General features: G+C 68.3%; 12 protein-coding genes. 5 read left to right on the top strand and 7 right to left on the bottom strand.

Going from position 1 to position 22,935, the window contains the following annotated elements; translation table 11 throughout:
* Positions 1–3 precede the first annotated feature (3 nt).
* From IPG50_27235 to IPG50_27220, 4 genes are read left to right on the top strand one after another with little or no spacing between them, the layout of a single operon-like run.
* Positions 4–6,336 (top strand): amino acid adenylation domain-containing protein, encoded by a 6,333-nt coding sequence (locus IPG50_27235; GenBank protein MBK6695870.1) that lies wholly within the window; start codon positions 4–6, stop codon positions 6,334–6,336.
* Complete coding sequence (locus tag IPG50_27230) at positions 6,275–11,407, top strand: amino acid adenylation domain-containing protein (GenBank protein ID MBK6695869.1); 5,133 nt, start codon at positions 6,275–6,277, stop codon at positions 11,405–11,407. The genes IPG50_27235 and IPG50_27230 overlap by 62 nt, the downstream gene beginning before the upstream one ends.
* Entirely contained in the window at positions 11,404–14,934 is a 3,531-nt protein-coding gene (locus tag IPG50_27225) for an amino acid adenylation domain-containing protein (protein ID MBK6695868.1), read from the top strand. The genes IPG50_27230 and IPG50_27225 overlap by 4 nt, the downstream gene beginning before the upstream one ends.
* Positions 14,931–15,827: a phytanoyl-CoA dioxygenase family protein gene (locus IPG50_27220; GenBank protein MBK6695867.1), complete on the top strand. Its 897-nt coding sequence runs from the start codon at positions 14,931–14,933 to the stop codon at positions 15,825–15,827. Before IPG50_27225 ends, IPG50_27220 begins: the two co-directional genes overlap by 4 nt.
* Positions 15,828–15,846: 19 nt before the next feature.
* Here IPG50_27220 and IPG50_27215 read toward each other — a convergent pair whose 3' ends face one another.
* From IPG50_27215 to IPG50_27205, 3 genes are all read right to left on the bottom strand, one after another.
* Positions 15,847–17,406 carry an SUMF1/EgtB/PvdO family nonheme iron enzyme gene (locus IPG50_27215; GenBank protein ID MBK6695866.1) on the bottom strand — a complete coding sequence of 520 codons (1,560 nt, stop codon included), beginning with the start codon at positions 17,404–17,406 and terminating at the stop codon, positions 15,847–15,849.
* Entirely contained in the window at positions 17,403–18,071 is a 669-nt protein-coding gene (locus tag IPG50_27210) for a hypothetical protein (GenBank protein MBK6695865.1), read from the bottom strand. Before IPG50_27210 ends, IPG50_27215 begins: the two co-directional genes overlap by 4 nt.
* Before the next feature lie 104 nt (positions 18,072–18,175).
* A complete protein-coding gene (locus tag IPG50_27205) occupies positions 18,176–18,364 on the bottom strand; it encodes a hypothetical protein (protein MBK6695864.1) in 189 nt (62 codons plus the stop codon).
* 392 nt (positions 18,365–18,756) lie between these two features.
* Here IPG50_27205 and IPG50_27200 point away from each other — a divergent pair, with 392 nt between their 5' ends.
* Positions 18,757–20,463, top strand: a complete 1,707-nt coding sequence (locus tag IPG50_27200; protein ID MBK6695863.1) for a hypothetical protein — start codon at positions 18,757–18,759, stop codon at positions 20,461–20,463.
* A gap of 27 nt (positions 20,464–20,490) precedes the next feature.
* On the opposite strand, the gene IPG50_27195 is transcribed toward IPG50_27200, so the two are convergent.
* From IPG50_27195 to IPG50_27180, 4 genes are read right to left on the bottom strand one after another with little or no spacing between them, the layout of a single operon-like run.
* Positions 20,491–20,835 (bottom strand): hypothetical protein, encoded by a 345-nt coding sequence (locus tag IPG50_27195; GenBank protein MBK6695862.1) that lies wholly within the window; start codon positions 20,833–20,835, stop codon positions 20,491–20,493.
* A gap of 3 nt (positions 20,836–20,838) precedes the next feature.
* The gene (locus tag IPG50_27190; GenBank protein MBK6695861.1) at positions 20,839–22,065 is read right to left on the bottom strand and encodes a site-2 protease family protein; all 1,227 of its coding nucleotides are present in this window, start codon (positions 22,063–22,065) and stop codon (positions 20,839–20,841) included.
* On the bottom strand, positions 21,998–22,693 hold the full coding sequence (locus IPG50_27185; protein MBK6695860.1) for a hypothetical protein: 696 nt from the start codon (positions 22,691–22,693) through the stop codon (positions 21,998–22,000). Before IPG50_27185 ends, IPG50_27190 begins: the two co-directional genes overlap by 68 nt.
* Positions 22,690–22,890, bottom strand: coding sequence for a hypothetical protein (locus IPG50_27180; protein MBK6695859.1), 201 nt, complete (start codon positions 22,888–22,890; stop codon positions 22,690–22,692). The genes IPG50_27185 and IPG50_27180 overlap by 4 nt, the downstream gene beginning before the upstream one ends.
* Positions 22,891–22,935 lie beyond the last annotated feature (45 nt).

The following is a 22,935-nucleotide window of genomic DNA, read 5'->3' as shown; positions in this document are numbered from 1 at the left end:
CTCATGCCTAGCTATCACCGAGATCAATCCATCCCCGCTCGCTTCGAAGAGGTCGTCCGGCGCGGCGGCGAGCGCGTGGCGCTCGTGCTCCCGGGCCGCGGCGCTCAGCCGGAGCAGACGCTCACCTACCGCGAGCTCGACCTCCGCGCGAACCACGTGGCTGCGCTCATTCGCGAGAGCGGCGCGGCGCGCGGCTCCTTCGTGGCGACGTACATGGATCGCTCCCTCGAGACCATCGTCGCCTTCCTCGGCATCCTCAAGGCGGGCTGCGCCTACGTGCCGCTCGACCCAGCCTACCCGAAGGAGCGCGTCACCTTCATGGTGGAGGACACGCAGGCGCCGGTGCTCCTCACGCAGCAGCACCTCGCGCCGACGCTGCCCCAGGGCGTCGTGGCTCGCGGCACGCGCGTCATTTGCCTCGACGCGGGCTTCGGCGCCGGCGCCATCGCGGCGCCGCTCGTCCACACGCCGCCGCTCACCGGCGGCGATCTCGCGTACGTGATCTACACGTCTGGCTCCACGGGAAAGCCGAAGGGCGTCTGCGTCCCCCATCGCGGCGTCGTGCGGCTCGTCATCGACAACCACTTCACGCCGATGGACGAGACGCGGGTCTTCTTGCAGCTCGCGCCCGTCTCCTTCGACGCGGCGACGCTCGAGATTTGGGCGCCGCTCCTCCACGGCGGCCGGTGCGTGCTCTACCCCGGTTCTGGCGTGCCAGACCTCGACTTCTTGCGCGAGACCGTCGTCAAGACCGGCGTCACGACGATGTGGCTCACCTCGTCGCTCTTCAACCTCGTCATCGATCGGGCGCCCGCGACGTTGCGGTCGGTGGCCGAAGTCCTCGCCGGCGGTGAGGCCCTCAGCGTTCATCACATCAAGCGCGCCCTCGAAGTCTTGCCGTCGACGCAACTCGTCAACGGCTACGGCCCCACCGAGAGCACGACCTTCACCTGCTGCTTCCGCATTCCGCGCGCGCTCGATCCGAAGCTCGCGTCGATCCCCATCGGCACGGCCATCGCGCACACCGACGTCTTCATCCTGAACGAGCGTCGCGAGCGAACCGCGGACGGCGAGATCGGCGACCTCTACGTCGGCGGTGACGGCCTCGCGACGGGCTACCTGAACCGGCCCGAGCTCACCGCCGAACGCTTCGTCGAGAGCCCGTTCGCCAAGGGCGAGCGCCTGTATTTTACCGGTGATCGCGTTCGCCGCCTGCCCGACGGCAACATCGAGTTCTGTGGTCGTACCGACGATCAAGTGAAGATCGGCGGCCATCGCATCGAGCTCGGCGAGATCGAAACGGCGCTCGGCGAGCTCGCCGCCGTCGAGCAGGCCGTCGTCTTGGCGCGCGAGGACTCGCCCGGCGACAAGAGGCTCGTCGCCTACGTCACGGCGAAGAAAGGCGAGACGCTCACCGCCGGTCGGCTTCGATCGCTGCTCGAGGCGCGGCTGCCGAGCTACATGGTGCCGGGCGCCTTCGTGCTCATGGACGCGTTGCCGCTCTCGCCCATGGGCAAGGTCGACCGCAAGGCGCTGCCGAAGCCTGGTCGCAAGCGACCCGAATTGGAGCGTGGCTACGTCGCACCGCGAAAGCCCCTCGAGAAGCTCCTCTGCAAGCTCTGGGAAGACACCCTCGAGATCGACTCGGTCGGCGTGCACGATCGCTACTTCGAGCTCGGTGGCACGTCGCTGCAAGCGGTGCGTTTCGTGGCGCGGCTCTCCGATGAGCTCAAAGAGACGATCCCTATCGTCAGCTTCTTTGAGGCGCCCACCATCGCGGAGATTGCCGCTGTCCTGCTCCGTGATCACCCCGCCGCGGTGGCGCGCTTCGCCGACGGCGCCGCAACGACCGGTGGAGAAGACGACACGGCGGCAAAGGACGCGGCCTTGCGGGGGGACTCGCGGGGCGACGCGGCTGCCGGTTCTTCCGAAATGGCCATCGTGGGTCTCGCGGGTCGGTTCCCCGGCGCCAAGAACGCGCGCGCGTTCTGGACCAACCTCGAGCGCGGCGTCGAGGCGACGAAGCCCGTCACCGCCGAAGACCTCGAGCGCGGGGGCCTCGACGTGAGCCTGCTCGCGAACCCCGACTTCGTTCCGCTCTCGTTCCACCTGGACGAGGCAGAGAGCTTCGATGCGGCGTTCTTCGGAATGACGCCGCGGGAAGCGGAGCTGATGGATCCGCAGCAGCGCATCTTCCTCGAGTGCGCGTACGCGGCGCTCGAAGACGCGGGCTACGACCCGTCGCGCTACCGCGGGAAGATCGGCATTTTTGGCGGGGTCGGTCGCAACCCGTACATGCTCGAGAACCTCGCCGTGCGGCCCGAGTTCCAGGGGCGCCTCATCGAGCATCACCTGCAGATCGGCAACGAGCGGGACTTTCCGTCGATGCACGTGGCCTACAAGCTCGACCTCAAGGGGCCGGCGGTCAACGTGCAGACGGCGTGCTCCACCTCCGGCGTGGCGCTCCACCTCGCGTGCCAGAGTCTAAAGAGCGGCGACAGCGACATGGTGCTCGTCGGCGGGGCCAAGATCTTGGGGCCCTCGCACGCGGGCTACGTCTACGTCGATGGCGGGGCGCTCGCGCCCGACGGTCACGTGCGCGCCTTCGACGCGAAGGCTGGCGGCATGGTGCGCGGCTCCGGTTGCGGCATGTTGGTGCTCAAGCGGCTTCGCGACGCGCTGAGGGACGGCGACAACATCCGCGCCGTCGTGAAGGGCACCGCCATCAACAACGACGGCGGGGCGAAGATTGGCTTCACGGCGCCGAGCGTCCAAGGCCAGTCGGAGGTCATCACGCGAGCGCTCGAGCTGGCGGGCCTCTCGGCCGACGACATCGACTACGTCGAGACGCACGGCACGGGCACCGTCATCGGCGATCCCATGGAGGTGGCCGGCCTCACCCGCGCGTATCGCAAGACGACGACGCGCACGGGGTATTGCCGCATCGGCTCGGTGAAGACCAACATCGGCCACCTCGACGCCGGCGCCATGGCGGCGGGCCTCATCAAGACGGTGCTCTCGCTCGAGCACGAGGCGCTCCCGCCGAGTCTGAACTTCGAGAAGCCCAACCCTCAGATCGACTTTGCGAAGAGTCCCTTCGTGGTGAACGGGAAGCTCTCGCCGTGGCCGCGCGGACAAAGGCCGCGTCGCGCGGGCATCTCGGCCTTCGGCCTCGGTGGCACCAACGCGCACGCCATCGTGGAGGAGGCGCCGCTCCTTCCGCCGACGGGCGCGGGGCGAAGTCATGAGCTGCTCGTGCTCTCGGCAAAGACCGAGACGGCCCTTGCGCGTGCGCGCGAAGAGCTGGCCGAGCACCTGGCGGCCAACCCGAAGCTCGCGCTCGCCGACGTGGCCCACACGCTCCTCGCAGGGCGACGCCGCTTCACGTGCCGCGCGGCGGTCGTGGCGAGCTCGCCCCAAGACGCCGTCGTGAAGCTGTTGGGCGTAGCGGCTGACGGCAAGCCCGGGCTCGAGGTGCGCAATGGCGCCGACAAGACGCCGCTCGCCGGCGTCGTGTTCATGTTTCCCGGCGGCGGCGCTCAATACGCGCGCATGGCGGAGGGGCTTCGCCACGAGCCGGCCTTCGCTGAGGCCTTCGCGCGCTGCGCCGATCACTTGCGTCCGCTCCTCGGCGCCGAGCTGGCCGACTTGGTCTACGGAGGCGACGTTGCCAAGGGCGCTCTCGAGAAGCCCAGCCAAGCGCTGCCGGCGCTCTTCGCCGTCGAATATTCGGTCGCGATGCTCCTTCGCTCGTGGGGCATCGAGCCGACGGCGATGATCGGCCACAGCATGGGCGAATACACCGCCGCGTGCCTCGCCGGCGTCATGTCGCTGAAGGACGCGCTCGGCGTCGTCCTGTGCCGCGGTCGGCTCTTCGAGAAGCTTCCGAAGGGAAGCATGCTCGGCATTCCGCTCTCCGCCGACGAAGCGCGGCCGTTCATGACGCCTGATCTGTCGTTCGCGGCCATCAACCGGCGTGATCAATGCGTCGCCTCGGGAGAGGTGGCGTCCATCGACGCGCTGGCGGCGAAGCTTGAGCGCGCCGACATCGAGCCCACGCGCATCCACATCGATGTGGCGGCCCACTCGTCGCTCGTGGAGCCGATTCTCGCGGAGTTCGCGGCGTACCTTCGCACCCTCGAGCTGCACGCGCCGACGATGCCCGTCGTCAGCAACGTGACGGGCACGTGGCTCCGCCCCGACGAGGCCCGCGATCCCGAATATTGGGTCCGTCACCTTCGGCAAACGGTCCGCTTCGCCGATGGGGTCGACTGCGCGCTCGAAGGCGGCGGCCGCGCGCTCGTCGAGGTGGGACCGGGCCGCACCCTCGTGACGCTCGCCAAGTCACACCCAGCGGCGGTGAAGGACGCGCTCATTTGCACGGTGCGACACCCGAGCGAGACGGTGTCCGACGTGGAGTTCTTGGAGCGCGCCGCGGCGCGCCTTTGGCTCCTCGGCCTCCCGCTCGCCGACGAAGGGCGCTTCGCGGGCCAGTCGCGTCGGCGCGTGCCGCTGCCCTCCTACTGCTTTGAGCGCAAACGATACTTCCTCGACCCGGCGCCTTCGACGGTCACCGCGCCGCTCTCCGTCGCGGCTTCGGAGCCCTCGCCGAGCCCCGTTGCCTCGTCGGTCGCGCCCCCTTTGCCGGTACCTGTTCCCGAACTGCCACCACTGCCTTCCGTCCTTACTGCGCCAGTCCAGACCCTCGTTTTCCACCAAGAGCCCGCCATGCCCACGCAAAGCCGCAAAGATCGCATCGTCACCGAGCTTCAGCGCATCCTCCAGGAGCTCTCCGGCCTTGATGCGTCACGCATCGATCCGGCGGCGACCTTCCTCGAGTTGGGCTTCGACTCGCTCTTCTTGACGCAAGCGAACGGCGCCTTCCGCAAGCGCTTTGGCGTAAAGACGACGGTGCGCCAGCTGCTCGAGAAGGCGCCCGGCGTAGGCGCGCTCGCGGACTTCCTCGATGGTCAGCTCGCGCCCGACGCGTTTCCGGAAGAGACGGCCGTTGCCCCCGCGCTGCCAGCGCCGCTGCCGGTCCCGGCGTCCGAGCTCCGGCAGACGGCTACCGAGGCGAGCCCTGTCGCGCCCGCGCCCGCCCCCGTTGTCGTGGCGACCCCGGTCAACGGCACCACGGGACCCGTGCAGTTTGCACCCACTCCCATCGCGGCCCCCGTCAACGCGAGCGCCGTCGAGCGCGTCATCGCGCAACAGCTCTCCGTGATGCAGGCCCAGCTCGCGGCCCTCGGTGCCTCTCCCTCTCTCCCCGCCTCTCTCCCCGTAAACGTGAACGTGCCCGTGCCCGTGCACGCTCCGACCTCGACCTCGACCTCGACCTCGACCGCGACCCCGACCCCGACCGCGACCACGACCACGACCCCGACCACCGTCTCGCCTCGCGCCGCCACGAAGCCGGGCGCGGCGGAGATCGTCCCCGAAAAGAAGGTCAACAAGGAGAGCCCGTGGCAGCCCGTGGACAAGGGGCGTCACGACGACTCCGGCGCGCTCACGCCGGAGCAGCAGGCGCACATCGACACGCTCATTCGCGCCGTCTGCGAGCGCGCGCCGACCTCGAAGTCCATGACGCAGAAGTACCGCGCCCAGTTCGCCGACCCGCGCACGGTGCAGGGCTTCAAGCTCCAGTGGAAGGAGATGGTGTTCCCCATCATCGCCGCGAAGACCGAAGGCTCGAAGCTGTGGGACCTCGACGGCAACGAGTACATCGATCTCGTCAACGGCTACGGCGTCACGTTCCTGGGGCACAACCCGCCCTTCCTTCGCGAAGCCATCAAGGAGCAGCTCGATCGAGGCGTCGAAATCGGTCCTCAAAATCGCCTCGCGGGCCCCTTGGCCGAGCTCTTTTGCGAGCTCACGGGCAACGAGCGCGCGGCCTTCTGCAACACCGGTTCGGAAGCGGTCATCGCGGCCATTCGCTTGGCGCGAACGGTCACCGGCAAAGACGGCATCGCCACCTTTGCGGGCCACTACCACGGCATCTTCGATGAGGTCCTCGTCAAGGGCGTCACCTTTGGCGGCAAGAAGAAGACGGTGCCCATCGCGCCGGGCATTCCGCAGCGCCACGTCGAGCACACGCTCGTCTTGAAGTACGGCGACATGGAGTCGCTCGAGGAGATCAAGAAGCACGCCGACGAGCTCGCCCTCGTGCTCGTCGAGCCGATCCGGAGTCGCAACCCTGACAACCAGCCCGTGGAGTTCGTTCGCGCGCTCCGCAAGCTGACCGAGGAGCACAACATCGCCCTGCTCTTCGACGAAAATGGTGACGGGCTTCCGGTCGCACCCGGGCGGCATGCAGGCGCTCTGGGGCATCCGCGCTGACCTGGCGACCTACGGCAAGGTCGTCGGCGGAGGCTTGCCCATCGGCGTCGTCGCCGGCAAGGCGAAGTACATGGACGCCCTCGATGGCGGCATGTGGAGCTTCGGCGATCAGTCGGTGCCCGAGGCCGACATGACCTGGTTCGCGGGGACCTTCGTGCGCCATCCGCTCGCCATGGCTTCGGCCTTCGCGACGCTCACGTACCTGAAGGAGCAAGGCCCGGCGCTCCAGGAGAAGCTCAACGCACGGACGCGCGCCTTCGCCGCCGAGATGAACGCGTACTTCGACGAGGTCGGCGCGCCCTTGTGGATGGAGCACTTCGCGAGCTTCGTTGTCCTGAAGTTCACGAGCTTCCAGGACTATTCGCAGCTCCTCTTCTACCACCTGCACAACCGCGGCATTTTCACCTACGAGGGGCGCCCGGCCTTCTTCACGACGGCCCACACCGACGAAGACTTCGCCAAGATCGCGCGGGGTTTCCGAGAGAGCATCGAAGCGCTCCAAGCGGTGAAGCTCTTCCCCGGAACGCCGCCCATCCGTGTGCCCGTCTCCGTGCCGATGAGCGAAGGCCAGCAGGAGATCTGGCTCGCGACTCGCTTCGGGCGCGACGCATCCTGCGCCTTCAACTTGGCGAGCACGCTGCACCTTCGCGGCAAGCTCAATCGAAAGGCCCTCGAGCTCGCCGTCACGATGCTCGTGAAGCGTCACGAAGCTCTCCGCTGCGTGCCCAACAACGACGGCACGACGCAGCGCGTGATGCCCGTCAACGAGGTGCCGCTCCCGCTCTTTGACCTGAGCGCGCTCACGAGCGACCGCGACGCGCAGCTCGAGCAGCTCCGCCAGAAGGAAGTGACCGAGGAGTTCGACCTCGAAAACGGTCCGCTGTTCCGCGCCAAGCTCATCAAGCTCGCCGAGGAAGAGCACACGGTCATCCTCACGGCGCACCACCTCATCGCCGACGGCTGGTCTTGCGGCGTCCTCTGCCGTGACCTCGGCAAGCTCTACGCGTCGGTGTGCAGCGGCAAGCCGCACGGCCTCGTGCCCGCGATGCCCTACAGCGAGTGGATCGCCGACATGAAGATCGTCGCGAAGGGCGAAGAGCGGCGCGCCGCCGAGGACTACTGGGTGTCCGAATACAAGGGCAGCCCCGTGCCGGTGCTCGACCTCCCCACCGATCGCCCGCGCCCGCCGGTGAAGACGTTCGCCGCCGATCGCATCTCGCTCAAGCTCGATCAAGCGTTCACCAACGCGCTCCGGAAGATGGCTGGTGCGCAAGGGGCGACGCTCTTCGCGGGCCTGCTCGCGGGCTTTCAGCTCCTCTTGAGCCGCCTCTCGGGCCAGTCCGACGTCGTCGTTGGCTTCTCGCTCGCGAGCCAGTCGGACATCGAAGGTCGGGACCTCGTTGGCCATTGCGTGCAGTTTCTGCCGCTCCGCATCGCCCTCGACAAGGCGGCGCCGTTTTCGGACCACGTGAAGCACGTGCGCGGCAAGGTCTTCGACGCCTTTGAGCACAAGAGCTTCGCCTTCGGTACGTTGATCCAGAAGCTCGCGATTCCCCGCGACCCGAGCCGCGTGCCGCTCATGAGCGTGGCGTTCAACTTGGACCCCAACTCGCTGGGCATCGAGTTCCACGATCTCGCGTGCACCGCAGGCTCGATCCCGCGCCGCTACGAGAACTTCGACATCTTCTTCAACGTCGTCGAGTCGAACGCCGGGCTCGAGGTGCAGTGCACCTTCAACCTCGACCTCTTCGATCGCGAGACGATGCGACGGCGCCTCGATCAATACAAGGTCCTCTTGGAGGAGGCCGTCAGCGACGCAAGCCGTCCGAGCCAGGATCTACCGCTGCTCCCGCTGGCTGAACGCGAGCGCATTTTGGTGCAGTGGAACCAGGCCGAGGCGGTGACGTCTCCGATGCCCGGCAAGCGCGTCACCGAATGGGTGCAGAGGGCCGCGGAGAAGGAGCCCAACGCCGTCGCCGTGCAGATGGCGGCGGGCCCGTCAGTGGCTGGTGGACTCGCTGCCGCGCGGGCCATGACCTACCGCGAGCTCAACGAGCGCGCGAATCAGCTGGCGCACTACCTGACGACTCGAGGTGTCACGCTCGGTCGTTGTGTGGCCGTGTGCATGCCGAGGACGCCGGAGCTGCTCGTCGCGCTCTTGGGCGTCTTGAAGGCCGGGGGCGCGTACGTGCCGCTCGACCCGGCGCTCCCGGCGGCGCGCATGGCGTTCATGCTCGCCGACTCGGCGGCGGACTTGGTGCTCACGCACACGCAATGCGCATCGGTGCTGCCGACCGGTGTCCGCGCCGTCGTCGTCGACGCCTGGCCCGGAGAGATCGCCGAGCGGCCCAAGACGCCGCCGGAAGGCGCTGTTCCGGAGGATGCCGTCGCGTACGTCATGTACACGTCGGGCTCTACCGGCGAGCCGAAGGGCGTCATGATTCCGCATCGCGCCCTCGAGCACTACTTGTCGTGGGCGCTCCCGCGTTACCGGATGGAGTCGGGCTCCGGCTCGCCGGTCCATTCGTCCATTGGTTTTGACCTCACGGTCACGTCGCTCTTCGGGCCGCTTTGCGTCGGCAAGGCCGTGACCCTTTTGCCGGAGGGCGACGACGTCGAAGCGCTCGGCCGCGCGCTCAAGGAGCCGGGCGGCTTCAGCGTCGTGAAGCTCACCCCGGCGCACCTCGGCATCCTCGCGGAGCAGTTGCCGTCGTCGGCGCTCGCCAAGACGGCCGGCACCTACGTCATCGGCGGTGAGCAGCTCCTGGCGTCGCACGTGGCGGAATTCCGTGCGCACGCGCCCGACGTCGTTCTCGTGAATGAGTACGGCCCCACCGAAGCGACAGTCGGTTGCTGCATTCATCAGGTATCGCCGGCGTCGCCAACCAGCGGCGCCATCGCCATCGGTCGCCCCACGCCGGGCACGCGCCTCTACATCCTGGACGACCGCCACGCGCCGGTGCCCATCGGCGTGACCGGAGAGCTCTACATCGCGGGGCCTCAGCTCGCGCTCGGATACTTGAACCGACCCGAGCTCACGGCAGAGCGCTTCGTCGCGGACCCCTTCGGGGCTCCCGGCGCGCGCATGTACAAGACGGGCGATCTGGCTCGTCATCGTGCCGACGGCGAGCTCGAGTACCTCGGCCGCGCCGATCACCAGGTGAAGATCCGCGGGTATCGCATCGAGCTCGGCGAAATCGAGAAGAACCTCGAGATGGCGCCGGGCGTGGAGCGCGCCGTGGTCTTGGCCCGCGGCAAAGACGCCCAGAGCCGCACCCTCGCGGCCTTCGTCGTGCCCTCGAACGACAAGACCCAACCGAGCGCGACGACGGAGCAGAAGGAAGCCTGGCGTAAGAAGTGGGACGCGCTCTACGCCGCCGGTGCACAAGCCATCAAAGCCAACGGCAACGGCGGTGAGCACGCGGAGCTCGACGACCTCGTGCTCCTTCGCGAGCTCTCCGACAAGAAGGGCTACGAAGCCGAGGTGAAAGAAGGCCTCGACGCGACCTTCGCGCGGCTGACGAAGCTCCCGCTGGGGCGCGTCTGGGCTATCGGCTGCGGCACGGGAGCGGAGCTTCTGCGGCTCGCGCCGCTTTGCGGGACCATCTTCGGCACCGACTATGCGGAGGGGGGCGTTCGCGAAATCGAGCGGCTCTTGCGCACGCCGAAGTACGAGTCGCTCAAGAACGTGAGCGTCGCGGTGCGTGAAGCCGCCGACTTCGCCGGCGTGACCGAAGGCTCTTTCGACTCGGTCATCATCAACAGCGTGTGCCAGTACTTCCCCGACGGCGCGTACATGAAGCGCGTCCTCGAAGGCGCCATCCGGAGCATCGGCGCTAACGCGAGCGGGGCCGGCAGCGTTTTCATCGGCGACGTGCAGAGCTACGCGCTCCTCGAGGCGCACCACGCGTTCGATCAGATCGAACGCTCGGCGCCCAGCACGAAGACCAAGGATCTGCGGGAGCTCATCGAGAGGCGCGTCCAGACGGAGGACGAGCTGGTCATCGACCCGGCCTTCTTCTTCGAGATCGCGCGGGAGAACCCTCGCGTCGGCGCTGTTCGTGTGGAGCTGCGGCGCGGCACCCTACAAAACGAGACGACGCGCTTCCACTACGACGTCTGGCTCGAGATCGGCCCGCGGCCCAAGGCCGTCCCGGTCACTTGGCGCGACTACATGAGCGAAGGCTGGGGCTCGGCGGCAGAGCTGAGGCGCGTCCTCGAGTCGTCGAAGCCGACGATCTTCGCCGTAAAAAACATCCCGAACTGGCGAAACGCGCAACATCTCCGCGCGCGAGACCTCGTACGCGAGGCGGAGAAGCGCGAGCTTGCCGACGTGGCGACCCTGAAGAGCGCGCTCCTCGCTGACGCGAGCGATCGCTCGATTGATCCCGAGGCCCTCTGGGCTCTCGGTGACGAGCTTGGCTACCACGTCGAGCTTCGGTGGACGGACCTCGACGGTCCCGGTCGCTTCGAGGCCGTCTTCACGCTTCGCCCGGCGGGCGGCGAGCCGGTCCGAGTGGAGTGGCGCACGCCGCCTGCTTCGCCGTCGGCGACGTGGTGGCTCGAGTCGGCCAACGAGCCTGCGAAGAAGCTGGCGGCGCGGAAGCTCGCCGAGGGGCTTCGTGCGGCGCTCCGCGAGCGGCTCCCCGAATACATGATCCCGCAAGGGATCACGATGCTCGACGCGCTACCGCTCACGCACAACGGCAAGGTCGACACGGCGGCGCTCCTGGCCCTCGACGTTGGCGAAACGCGTACCGGCGGGGCCGCCGAGTTCTCGGCGCCCCGCACCGAGACGGAGAAGCAGGTCGCGGACGTCTGGTGTGAGGTCCTCGGCCTGAGTCGTGTCAGCACGACGAGCGACTTCTTCGAGCTCGGCGGGCACTCGCTCCTCGGCATTCAGATCATCGTTCGATTGCGCGAGGCCTGCGGCGTCGCCGAGCTGTCCTTGAGCAGCCTCTTTACGACCCCAACCGTCGCGACGCTCTCGCAAAAGATCGACGCGATGGTCTATCAAAAACGCGTGCCTGACGCCGGCGCTCAAGGCGAGCGCGAAGAGGTCGCGTTTTGAGCGTCGCCGCGTTCCTCTCGCGCCTCCGCGACCGCGGCATCGAGCTCCGCGCCGAAGGCGACAAGCTCCTGGTGAACGCGCCCAAGGGCGCCATCACCGACGATCTTGGCGACGAGATCCGGCGCCGAAAGCCCGAGCTCCTCGCCTTCTTGCGCCTCGGCGCCGAGGCCGGGACTGCCCGAGCCAGCATCGCCATCGCGAAGGCGACGCTTACGCCTGCCGCCGGCGGAGCCTTCGAGGCGCCGCTCTCCTTCGGCCAAGGGCGGCTCTTCTACCTCGACCAGCTGGATCCCGGCCTCGCCGTCTACAACGTCCCCGTCGCCTTCTTCGTGGACCACGCCCTCGACGTGACGGCGCTCCGCTCGTCCCTCGCCGACGTGGTGGCTCGGCACGCGGTCCTTCGCACGACTCTTCGTCTGGGCCCGCGCGGGCCAGTGCAGCACATCGCCCCGCCGTTCGTCGTGGAGATCCCCGTCGTCGACCTCTCGGAGATGGCACGCGACGAGATGGACGCGCGCTGCCAGGCGGTGCTCTCCGAACACGCGCGAGCGCCGTTCGACTTGGCGCGCGGCCCGCTCATTCGCGCGGTCTTGGTGCGCCTCGAGACGACGCGGAGCGTCCTGCTCGTGACCACTCATCATGTCGTCACCGACGGCTGGTCTCAGGACGTCTTCGAGCGAGAGCTCGCGGCCTGTTACGAGGCGCGGCTCCGCGGCGAAGAGCCGAGGCTTCCCGCGCTAGAGCTCCAATACGCCGACTACGCCGTCTGGCAGACGGACGGCCGCGACCCGGAGCAAGCGAAGAAGCTCGACCATTGGCTCAACAACCTGGCGGCGCCGCTCCCGGTGCTCGAGCTGCCGACGACCGAACAACGCGGCCCGCGGGCACCCACGGAAGGCGCTACTGCGCGCATCGACGTCGAGGCCGACGTCGTCGACCGGCTCGCCGCGCTCGGGCGTCGCGACGGCGCGACGCTGTTCATGGTGCTCGTTGCTGCGTATGCCACCCTGCTGCATCGCGTCGCCGGCCAAGACGAAGTCGTCATCGGCACACCCATCGCGAACCGAAATCACGGTCAAACGATGGAGCTCATCGGCTACTTCGCCAACACGTTGGCGCTCCGAATCGATCTGTCCGGCGCACCAACTTTTCGCGAGCTGGTGCGTCGCGTTCGCGAGACGTGCCTCGGCGCCTACGCGAACCAAGACGTTCCCTTCGAGCAGCTCGTCGACAAGCTGGGTGTCCCTCGCGATCTCAGCCGTTCGCCGGTCTATCAGACGATCTTCGCGTTCGAGGACGTGCTCTCGGCGTCGCCCGCGAAGCCTGAGGCGCGGGCCTTCGTCGTCTCGCGCCGCGAGACGGTGCACGCCAAGGTTGCGCGCAACGATCTCAGCGCTTGGGTGAGTCGCACGGATACGGGCCTTCGGATCACCTTCGAGTACCCCACCGCGCTCTTTGATGACGCCTTCATCGAGCGCCTGCTCGCGAGCCTTCGCGTGCTCCTGGGCGCCCTCGCCGACGGCGCTGAGAGCCCCCTCGCCGAGCTTCCGTTGCTCACGGAAGAAGAGCGACACCGGATCGTGACCGCGTGGAACGGGACCGACGCGACGCTTCCCGACGTCTCGGGCGCGCATCAACTCTACGAACGACAGGCCGACAAGACGCCCGACGCGATCGCGCTTCAATTTCGCGACCAACGCCTCACGTTTCGCGAGCTCGACGCGCGCGCCAACCGGCTCGCCCGGCATCTCGCCAACCTCGGCGCCAAACAGGGGACGCTCGTCGGCGTCTTTCTCGAACGCTCCCTCGAGATGGTGGTCACGCTCTACGCCATCCTCAAGGCCGGCGCCGCCTACGTGCCGCTCGATCCCGAATACCCCGTCGACCGCCTCCTGCTCATGGTGTCGGACTCGGAGCTTGGCATTGTGGTGACGAGCGACGCCCTCGCGCCACGCGTGCCGATCCCCAGCGGCGGTACACCGCCGACCGTCGTCAGCGTCGACGGCGCCGCCGCGACCATCGGCGCGTGCTCTGCCGAACGCCTTCTGGGGTCGTTGCCCAAGGGACAATCCACCGTCGCCACCGATGAGGCGGCCTACGTCATCTACACGTCGGGCTCCACCGGCGTACCCAAAGGCGTCGTGGTCCCGCACCGCGCGCTCGTCAGCTTCCTCATGTCGATGGCCAAGAAGCCGGGCATCGCTCCGAGCGACACGCTCGTGGCGGTGACCACGCTGTCCTTCGACATCGCGGGCCTCGAGCTCTTCTTGCCTCACGTGGTCGGGGCGAAGGTTGTCGTGGCGAGCGCCGACGTCGCGCAGAACGGCCGCAAGCTGCGAGACCTGCTCGAATCGAGCGGCGCGACCATCATGCAGGCGACGCCGGCCACCTGGCGCGCGCTCATCGCGGCCGGCTGGCGCGGCGCGAAGCCGTTCAAGGTGCTGTGCGGCGGCGAGGCGTTCCCCGCCGATCTCTTGGCTCCGCTCTTCGAGCGCGCCTCGGCCATCTGGAACATGTACGGCCCCACGGAGACGACCATTTGGTCGACCTGCGCCCCGCTCGACGCGAGCGATCCGCGCATCAGCATCGGCGGCCCCATCGACAACACAAGCGTCTACGTCCTCGACCCTTTGGGTCAGCCGACGCCGCTCGGTGTGCCGGGCGAACTTTGCATCGGTGGCCTTGGCGTGAGCCTCGGCTACAAGAACCGGCAGACGCTCACCGATGCGCGCTTCGTGCCCGATCCGTTCCGCGCGGCGTCGGCGTTGGGGCCCGGCAAGATGTACAAGACCGGCGACGTCGTGACGCAGCGGGCCGACGGCACGCTGCTCTACCAGCGGCGCGTCGACCACCAGGTCAAGGTGCGCGGCTATCGCATCGAGCTTGGCGAGATCGAGTCGGTCTTGGCCGAACATGAGGCCGTGGACCGGTCTGTGGTGATCGTTCGTGAAGACCGACCCGGCGACGCGCGTCTGGTGGCCTACCTCGTGCTCAAGAGAGATCAGCTTCTGACGGCGAGCGAGGTCCGCAAGCATCTCCGGAAGAAGCTCCCCGAGTACATGATTCCGCAGCACGTGGTCGAGTTGCCGGCGCTGCCACTCACGCCCGCCGGCAAGATCGCGAGGCAGGCGCTTCCGCCGCCCGACGGGGTGGCGAAGCGCGAAGATGCGAGGGCGCCGTCTTCGCCGAGCGAGCTCTCGCTGGCGCGCATTTGGCGAGAGGTGCTCGCGACGGAGAGTGTGGCGGCGACCGACAACTTCTTCGAGCTAGGTGGGCACTCGCTGCTTTCGATGGTCGTCATCGCGCGCGTCGAGACGGAGCTCGGGCATCGCCTGAACCCGCGCGACCTCTTGTTGCTCACGCTCGAGCAGCTCGCGAAGGGGTTCGGCGTCGCCGATGGCGTCACCGACGCGGGGTCGGCGGCGTCGAGCGAGCCCAAGGTCGCGCCGCGACCACCCACGACGCCGAAGGCCGAGGCGCCGAGGGGAGGCCTTCTTTCGCAACTCAAAGGAAAGATCTTCCGATGACCGCACCGTTCGACGACGTTCCCACGCTCACCATCGCAGACGACGAGGCGCACTCGCAGAAGCTAAAGCCGAGCACCGTCGACGAAGCGGTTCGCCTCTTTCGCGAAGGCGGCGCGCTTCGGCTTCATGGCGCCATACCGCTCGAGTTCTTGGAGGAGCTCGACGGCCACTATCGCAAGCGGTACTGGTCCGAGCTCGAGTCCACCGACAAGGAAGATCGGCGGCCGCTCTTCACCGTCGACGTGGAAGGGCCCTTCGCGCGGCCGCAGTTTTACGCCAACCCGCTCGTGTTCCCGATCATCGAGCGCCTCTTGGGCGACGACTGCATCCTCGGCGCGTGCAGCTCCGTCGTGTCGTTTCCGGGGGCCCCCGACCAGTTTACACACCGCGACTCCGACTCCCTCTTCGGCGACTTCGCGTACGACGTGAAGCTTCCGCCCTACGCGCTCACCGTGCTGATGCCGCTCGTCGACGCGGATGCGGAGACCGGTTCCACGGAGGTGTGGCCGACCACGCAACACGAGCCCGACTTCGAGAAGGCCAAGGCGACTCCGCCGGTTCATCCCGTGGTCCCGCGCGGCTCCATCATGATGACCGACAGCCGCGTCGTCCACCGCGGCGCCCGCAACCGCTCCGAGCGCGTCCGCCCGCTGGTGTATTGCAGCTACCATCGTCACTGGTTTCGCGACTACGGCGGCTACGAGACCCGGCCGCCCATCTCCATCAACCCCATCGAGTACGCTCGCGTCCCTCGCGAATACCGGCGCCTCTTCTCGTGGGGTTTCGATCGCTACCTCAAGATCCGCGTCAAGCGGGGCGCCCGTCGTGTCGCGCTCGACGTGCTCCCTCAGCGCGTCCTTTTACCGCTCAAGCACGCACTGAAGAGCCGCTGAGCGAGCCGCCGCGCGTGCTTCATGGAAGGCGCGCGCACCGTGCGCCGATGCGGTCGCTTCGGAACGTGTCGCCAAGAGACGAGCCCGTCTTCGTGTCGATTTGAGAGGTGTTGGCCAAGAACGAGCCACCGAGGTACCCGGTGTTCGTGTCTGCGGGAATCAGTCCCACGCAGTCGATGCAAGAAGGGACGCCCGCGGTGAGCTGGCCGAGGCCCCACTCGCCGACGTTGCCGGCCATGTCCAGGTGTCCCCAGGCGGCGGCGCCGGCGGGTTTCGTGCCCGGAGTGACTGGCTTGGTCCCCGCACAGCTTCCCCCTGGGCAGTAGACGACCTGGCCATCGGACGGACCCGTCGAGCCCCACGGGTAGAGTCGCTGTTCCGAACCTGCAGTGGCGGCGAAATTCCATTCGAAGGCCGTGGGCAAGAAGCCGCCGTCCCAGATGCAGAAGGCGAACGCCTCCCGAAACGTGATGCGGTTGAGGGCTCGAACATCGCCCGCGCCCGAGCTTACCGTCCATGTGGAGGTCGACGAGCCAGGGAGCAAATCGGTGTTGAAGTTGCCGATGCCCGCGTCCCAAGAGCTGTTCCAGCCGCCTTCGAATCCCCCGGTCGCGTGCACCACGCCTTGCCCACCGTTAAGATGCGTGTGCTTCCCAACGCCGGCTTGGGGGCGCCAACCGCCAGCCCAGGCGGTTGCGAAGTTTCGGAAGCGCCCCACGGTGACTTCGTAGAGGTCGAGGCGGAAGGGGCTGATGGTCGCCGGGAGGAACTTGTCATCACTGCCCAAGAAACTTCCTCCAGGCACAAGCGCGTGGTCGCAGCAGTTCTGATCGCCAGCGGGACCGCAGGTCGTGAGGCCCTGCGTCGACCCAGCGGCAACGCAGCTCGGGGGCGCGCCGCAGCTATTGATGCCCCCAACCCCGCAGGCTTCGCCCGGGGCGCACGTGTTGGGACATAGGACCGATTGTCCACAATTGTCGGTCGCAGGGCCGCAAGCCTTTCCCGCGCAGGTCACTTCAGGCGGTTGGGCGACGCATCCACACTTGTTGGCGGTCGCTCCGCCGCCGCCGCAAACGAGGCCCCTGCCAGGGCATGAGTCGTTGCAGGTGAAGGGAACACCGCAGGTGTCGGTAGCGGGGCCGCAGTCCTTGCCGGTGCACGGCGTCAGGCGGTCGGGCGCGCACGCGCATGCGCTTGGGGTTCCCTGGCAGGTCTCTTTGGTGGTGCACGATGCACAGCTCGCGGCCTGGCAGCCGTTGTTCCGATCGGTGGGGACGCAGAAGTTGCCGCATGGCTTCGTGCCCGCACCGCAAGCGCCAATCGCGCAGGTCGTGCCTTGGCAAACGAGCGTGCCGCTTCCCGCGTCGGGGCACGCGGCGAGATCGCACGTGGTGGCGCCGCAGCCGTACGTCGGATCGGTGATCGCGACGCACTTCCCTGCGCACGGCTTGTAGCCGGCGGCGCACGCGGAGAACGCGCAGGCCTGTGTTGCGTCGCACGTGAAGACGGCGTTGGTGTCGAGCGAGCACGGGGTGCACGTCGCGCTGCTGCAACCGAAGGCGGGGTCGAGACGGCTCACGCACGCCGCGCCGCACCGCTTCTCGGTGGGGCCGCACACCGTGGGGCCCGAGTCGGGGCTCGTCGCGGCGTCCCCGACGCATCACCCGGATCGATGAGCGTGGCGTCATCGCCGCCTACCGCGGCGTCGCGCGCCTCGTCACCGGCCGCGTAGGTCGGCAGCGCTCGCCCGTCGATGCGGTCGGACACGCACGAGCCGCTCTTGGGGTCGCATGTCTCGCCCTCGGCGCAAGTCGAGCGGGCGTCGTTGCCGTCGGCGACGACCTTGCTCGTGCACCGTGCCGACAGGACGACCGTCAGCGCGCCGACGCGATCCGTTGGCACTTGCTCGACGACGTTGTCGCGGCGGTCGAAGGGAACGCCGCCGCGAAAGCCGGCGACGGTGATGCGTACGGCCGCCGTCGGATCGCCGTTCGATGCGATGGCGAGCGTCGTCGGCAGGCTCGCCTCTTCCGGAAGGCGGAGGTCGCTCTCGCGGAGCGTCGTGCCGTCTGCCGCCTTGACGACGAGGCGCAGGCGGTCGAGGGCCAGCGGGCCGTCTTCCGTCACGATGAGCATGAGCCCGCCTCGATCGGCGGCCTGTGCACCGCAGCCGACCGCCGTGAGGCCAGGCGCCACGCAGCACGCGAGGAAGGCGAGGAGCGCCTTGCGCGGCGAAAACGGCATGGGTGACTTTATCATGCGGCTCGCGAGCGGCCTCCGCCTTGACGCCTTGATGCCGCGCTCATGAACCGGCTCGCTAGGCGAGAGCTGCGCGCGCGGTCGGCGACTCAGGCCGCGATCGCGATGGTTTCTTCAAGGTCGATGGCGCAGCCGATGAGGACGTCGGAGTCGAACATGCCCCGCAGATCAAAACGGCCATCGTCGAGCTCTAGCGGCCGCGCCCCAGCCTCGAGCGCGCAGCCGGCGAGGGTGCCGGAAACGAGAGCGTCGATGCTGGTCTTAAGGGTGCGGTTCATGGGCTCCTCCGAGGTGGGGTGATACGGGGAGCTCCTGCAGCCCCCGTACCATCGCAGGGCTCAAGAGGTTTCACGCGTTTACGGTCGAAAACGGTCCATTCCTTGCCGCGATCCTGCCGGACGGGGCAAACGACTGCCTCGCCGGGGACAACTTGGTCCGCGGGGGCCGAAACGGCCGCAACACGGTGACTGGCGAGCGTCCGGTCACCCTACGTGCCGCCCCTTGTGGGCCAGCCGGCTCTCGGGCCATGTTCCGCCTCCCCTTGGGTTGCGTGGAAGTTGCACTGTGCATGCAAGGGGACGAGGGCAGGGACCATCAATCCTTCGCCGAACGCCGCAAGTGACCTCGAGTCCGCTTGCGCCACGAGAGCGCTCCATGAAAGATGACGGACGTGCGCCTGTGGACCTTCGCCGTCTTTGCCGTTGTGGCTGGCCTTGGCGTGGTGGGGTGCCCCTTCGACGTGGGGAGCCTGACTGGGGGGACCGAGCCGAACCCCGAAGCTGGCGCGGCCGACGCAACGGTCGCCGCGGAAACCGGCGTGGGCGGCGCCGACGCCGGCACCTCGGGCTGTGCGCCGGGCCTCCTGCCGGGGCTCGATGGCGGCTGCGCTCCCACATGTGGAGGCCTCACTTGCGCGGCTCACGAGACCTGCGATCCGGGCGCCACGCCCCCCGCTTGCATCTGCGTGGTGGCCTACGCGCGGGCGGGAGGGCAGGGACCATGCGTCTTTGCCGGCGGTCCAGCGGACCCGGGCTTTCAGAACACGCCCCTCGCGTGGCAGGTCGAGCCGAGCGTCGACGGCGGCGTCAGTGTCGTGCCCACGGCCGACGGCGGCCTCGACCCGGGCGCGCTCGTCTTCGACAATAGCTGCAAGCCGGCCCTGGCCAAGCAGACCTTCGCGATGCCGCCTTACGCGGCAGCGGAGCCGGTGGCCCTCGAGCTGAACATCAAGGGCAGCGGCGCCAGCATGCCGATCGAGGTGCTCGTCGCAGGCCGGACCTTCCCCGTCATCCTCGCCGGTAGCGGTTACAGCACCGTGCGCGTCTGCCTTGGTGAATCCGCCTATGGCGGTGACGTCGAGGTCGGATTCCGACGCACGAACCAGTGCGGCAGCTGGTCCGTCGATCGCGCGACCGTGGTCCCCGATCCCTCGTGCCTCGTGGCCGGTGCCGTAGCCAGCGGCGACTTCCAGACGCCGAACGTGTGGCTCACGAGCGGTGGCGCGGGCACGACCACCGCCGGCCTCGCGGGTATCTCTGGCCGCCTCGCGGCCGACGACCCGTGTCCGGTCCCTCGACTTACGGGTAAGATGCACGTTCCCTTGTCGATGGCGCGACCGGCCCTGGCGGTCTCCTACCAAGGCACGGCGGGTGTCTACGCCGACCTTGGTCTCAGCGGAGGTCGCTTTCAGTCGGGCGGCCCGCCGACGATTCCGAGTCTTCCCTTCGGGCGCCTCGTGGGCACCGGTGCCTTCGAGCGCGTGAACGTTTGCCTCCCCGAGTGGGCTCGCGGAACGATTCGGGCCCTCGACGTCTCCATGCCGGCGCGGGGCACCGACTGCGCGCAGGCCAGCGCAGCCGAGTTCCTCGTCGACGACTTCACCGTCGTGGAGGACCCGTCGTGCGACGCCGCCGGCACGCTCTTCGACACAGGCTTCGAGGGCGCCAAGGCCGGCGCCAAGGTGCTCTACGTACGCGGCTCAAAGAAGACAAACGTGGATTTTGGCAGCACGTTCCCCAAATTGACGGGGGCGGGCCTCCTTCACGTGAAAAGCTCCTACGTCGATTGTTCGACCGTGTACTCGTCGACCGAGACCGGCTCGATGTTCGCGAGCGGACCGCGTCCGCCAACCTCCACGAGCCCGGGCGCGCCACGCGCAACGTTCTCGTACATCGCTGGCGCAAACGGGACGAGCCTGGCCGCGGGGCAAACACTCGCGCCGGCGCCAACGAAGACCCCTGGCTCGATCTGCCTTCCGCGTTCGCTCGCGGGCCAGGGCTTTACGCTCGACTTCGCTGTCACGATGGGGTGCCCGTCATCGACCAGCGATCTTTACGTCGATGACGTCGCGCTCGCGTGGGACCCAACCTGTCCGTGACGGGCCCGGCCACGCGTTCGCGATACCTCAACTACACGGCTTGCATTCGCTGACGCAGGTGCGGAGGCACACTTGCTCCTGCGCTTCGCAGCCACGACGGCACCCTGCTCCTGCGCTACGACCCGCGGAGGCTTGCTTTTCTGTGTTGCCGAGCTCCATCGGTGACTGCGCATCGCAATTCGACTCGCAGGTGGCGGTGGTCTGGGCGCAACGTTCGTCGCACGAGCGCTCGCAGCTCTTCCCGCAGGTCCCACCGGTGGGGCCAACCGCAGCGGGCGTGCCGGTGGCACACGCGAAGAGCGTGAGGGCTACGAAGAGCAGCGCGAGAGGGCGCGTCGCCGCTCGCGCGGCAATGGGGGCAGGCGTCATCATGGCTCACATCACAATCGGCGTCGGCATGAAGAGGAGCACGAAGAAGAGCAACGTGACGACGGCAACGGCCTTGCGACCTGCGCCGAGCTCGGTCGTCGCATCAACCGTCTCGGGATGGTCGAAGAGGCCCGGCTCCGTAGGCCGGGCGCTCCGGAGCGAGCCGCCGCGTCGCTCCATGGCGAGCAAGAGACCCAGGCCTACGAACCACGCGACCCAGAAGAGCCCCTCGGCGCGGCGATGCGCGCCGTAAGACGAGAGGGCGACGAGGCCGAAGATGCCGAAGAGTCGCTGCCGATTCGACACGCGCGGCTCACCGTCTTGACGAGGCTCGGCGGGCGTCGCCAGCGAAGCGAGGACTGCCAAGACCGTGAACCACATGAGCCAAAACATCGAGTTCGAGATGTGCGTGCCGAGCTGCATGAGGCCGAGCCCCGCGCGCACGTCGCGCAGCACGAAGAGGGACAGGTTCACGAAGAAGAGGGCCAGGAGTGAGCGGTGCACGAAAGTCGCGAGCTCGTTCTGCCTCCGCCCGAACAGCGAATAGGCGACGTGACCGCCGTCGAGTTGCCCCACCGGCAAGAGGTTGATCATCGTGACGAAGAGGCCGCCCCACGCGGCGAAGGCGACGGGGCCGAGCTCGAGCTGCATGCCCGCTGGCGCCGCCCCCATCGCGATACGGTCGAGGAGCTTCAGCAGGATGGATTCACCGAGCGTCACGCCCTCTCCGCCCTCCAACGGGACGAAGCGCGAGTGACTCGCGCCGTAAAGGTACATGGGGATGGCGACGGCGAGGCCCGCGAGCGGACCACTCGCGCCGATGTCGAGGAGCGCTCGACGTGAGGGAATGCGCCCGCTCATGCGAATGATGGCGCCCATGGTGCCGAAGGGCGACAACAAGGGGAGCGGAATGAAGAACGGCGGCGAGGCCGGCACGCCGTGGAGCTTTGCGGCGATGAAATGCCCGAACTCGTGCGTTACGAGGATCGCCAAGAGCGCGCCGGTGAACTGAGCGGCTTGTGAGAGCGCCTCCCGCCCGAGCGGCGCCTGTTCGTGGGCCGGCGAGTTGGTCCACGCCGTGGCGAAGACGCTGAGGACGGTGAGAACAAATAGAACGCTCGCGCGCTTCCAGCCGGAGCTCGCGCTGTCGCCCGACAGCGGCGGATCATCCGGCGTTTCGGGCTCGCGCAAGCGCTTCGGCGAGTCGTTGGAGCTGGGGCTCGAGGCGGGCATCGAGGGTTCCGAGGTTGGTGCGTACAACGAGATCGCCGCGGGCCAGATCCTCGCGCGCTTCGACCGACGTGCCTTCCGGAAGGCTCAGACCCTCAAGCTGGGCCCGCAGCGCGTCTGCGTCCAGGGGATTCGCCTCGAAAATGAGCTTCCGTACGCCTCGCGCTTCGGCGAGCACGGTGCGGGCGAGGGCGCCGATCCTCGAGGGGTCCAGCTCGAGCGTCGCCCCCAGGAGCCGCTCCGCGAGCGCCACGGCTGTGTCGGCCAGTCGCTGCGCGTCGCGCTCGGCGCGTCGATCGTCTTCCGCGCGGAGCGCCAAGAGTCCAGCCGCCAGGCGAGCGTCGGCCTCCGCACGAAGGGCTCGCTCGACGGCCGCACGCTCCGCGGCGATGCGGCCCGCGGCTTCTTCGTGGACCGTTCGGGCCTCGGCGTGAGCCCTCGCGCGGATCTGCGCCGCTTCGTCGTGGGCCTCGGCGGCAGCCGAGGAAAGCACGCGACCGCGCCGCGATTCGGCGTCGGCCGCGCGCGTCGCGTTGCCGCCCCCTCGCGGCGCTGCCGTTGGGATCGCCGCCGGTGCGTTGTTGGGTGCGGCGCCGCCGCGAAGGATGCGCCCCCGCGCGATCGTCGTCACGGCGCGCCTCCTTGGAGATCACGCGCCACCCGCGCGAGGCAACTGGCGAGATGGTGCGCGCGCGCGTTCTTTGAGGTCGGGAGTCGCGCTGGGTGCCCGAGCACCGACGCGAGGTCCGCTTCCTCTAGACCGAGCACCATGGACACCGCCACGAAGGCGTCCTCCCACTCATCGGTCGCCGCGTCCGCGTCGCTCATGGTGGGAAGCGTAACGCAGGTCGTGGCCGCCCTTGCCACGCCCTT

Source organism: Myxococcales bacterium, assembly GCA_016703425.1.
Taxonomy (GTDB): Bacteria; Myxococcota_A; Polyangia; order Polyangiales; family Polyangiaceae; genus JADJCA01.
The sequence above is the reverse complement of the archived record's forward strand: the minus strand, read 5'-3'. Positions and strand labels throughout refer to the sequence as shown.

Coding starts and splice junctions, on each gene's coding strand:
- IPG50_27180 (MBK6695859.1), bottom strand. CDS start 22,890: ATGAGCGACGCGGACGCGGCGACCGATGAGTGGGAGGACGCCTTCGTG.
- IPG50_27195 (MBK6695862.1), bottom strand. CDS start 20,835: ATGATGACGCCTGCCCCCATTGCCGCGCGAGCGGCGACGCGCCCTCTC.
- IPG50_27190 (MBK6695861.1), bottom strand. CDS start 22,065: ATGCCCGCCTCGAGCCCCAGCTCCAACGACTCGCCGAAGCGCTTGCGC.
- IPG50_27210 (MBK6695865.1), bottom strand. CDS start 18,071: ATGCCGTTTTCGCCGCGCAAGGCGCTCCTCGCCTTCCTCGCGTGCTGC.
- IPG50_27220 (MBK6695867.1), top strand. CDS start 14,931: ATGACCGCACCGTTCGACGACGTTCCCACGCTCACCATCGCAGACGAC.
- IPG50_27230 (MBK6695869.1), top strand. CDS start 6,275: ATGGTGACGGGCTTCCGGTCGCACCCGGGCGGCATGCAGGCGCTCTGG.
- IPG50_27205 (MBK6695864.1), bottom strand. CDS start 18,364: ATGAACCGCACCCTTAAGACCAGCATCGACGCTCTCGTTTCCGGCACC.
- IPG50_27235 (MBK6695870.1), top strand. CDS start 4: ATGCCTAGCTATCACCGAGATCAATCCATCCCCGCTCGCTTCGAAGAG.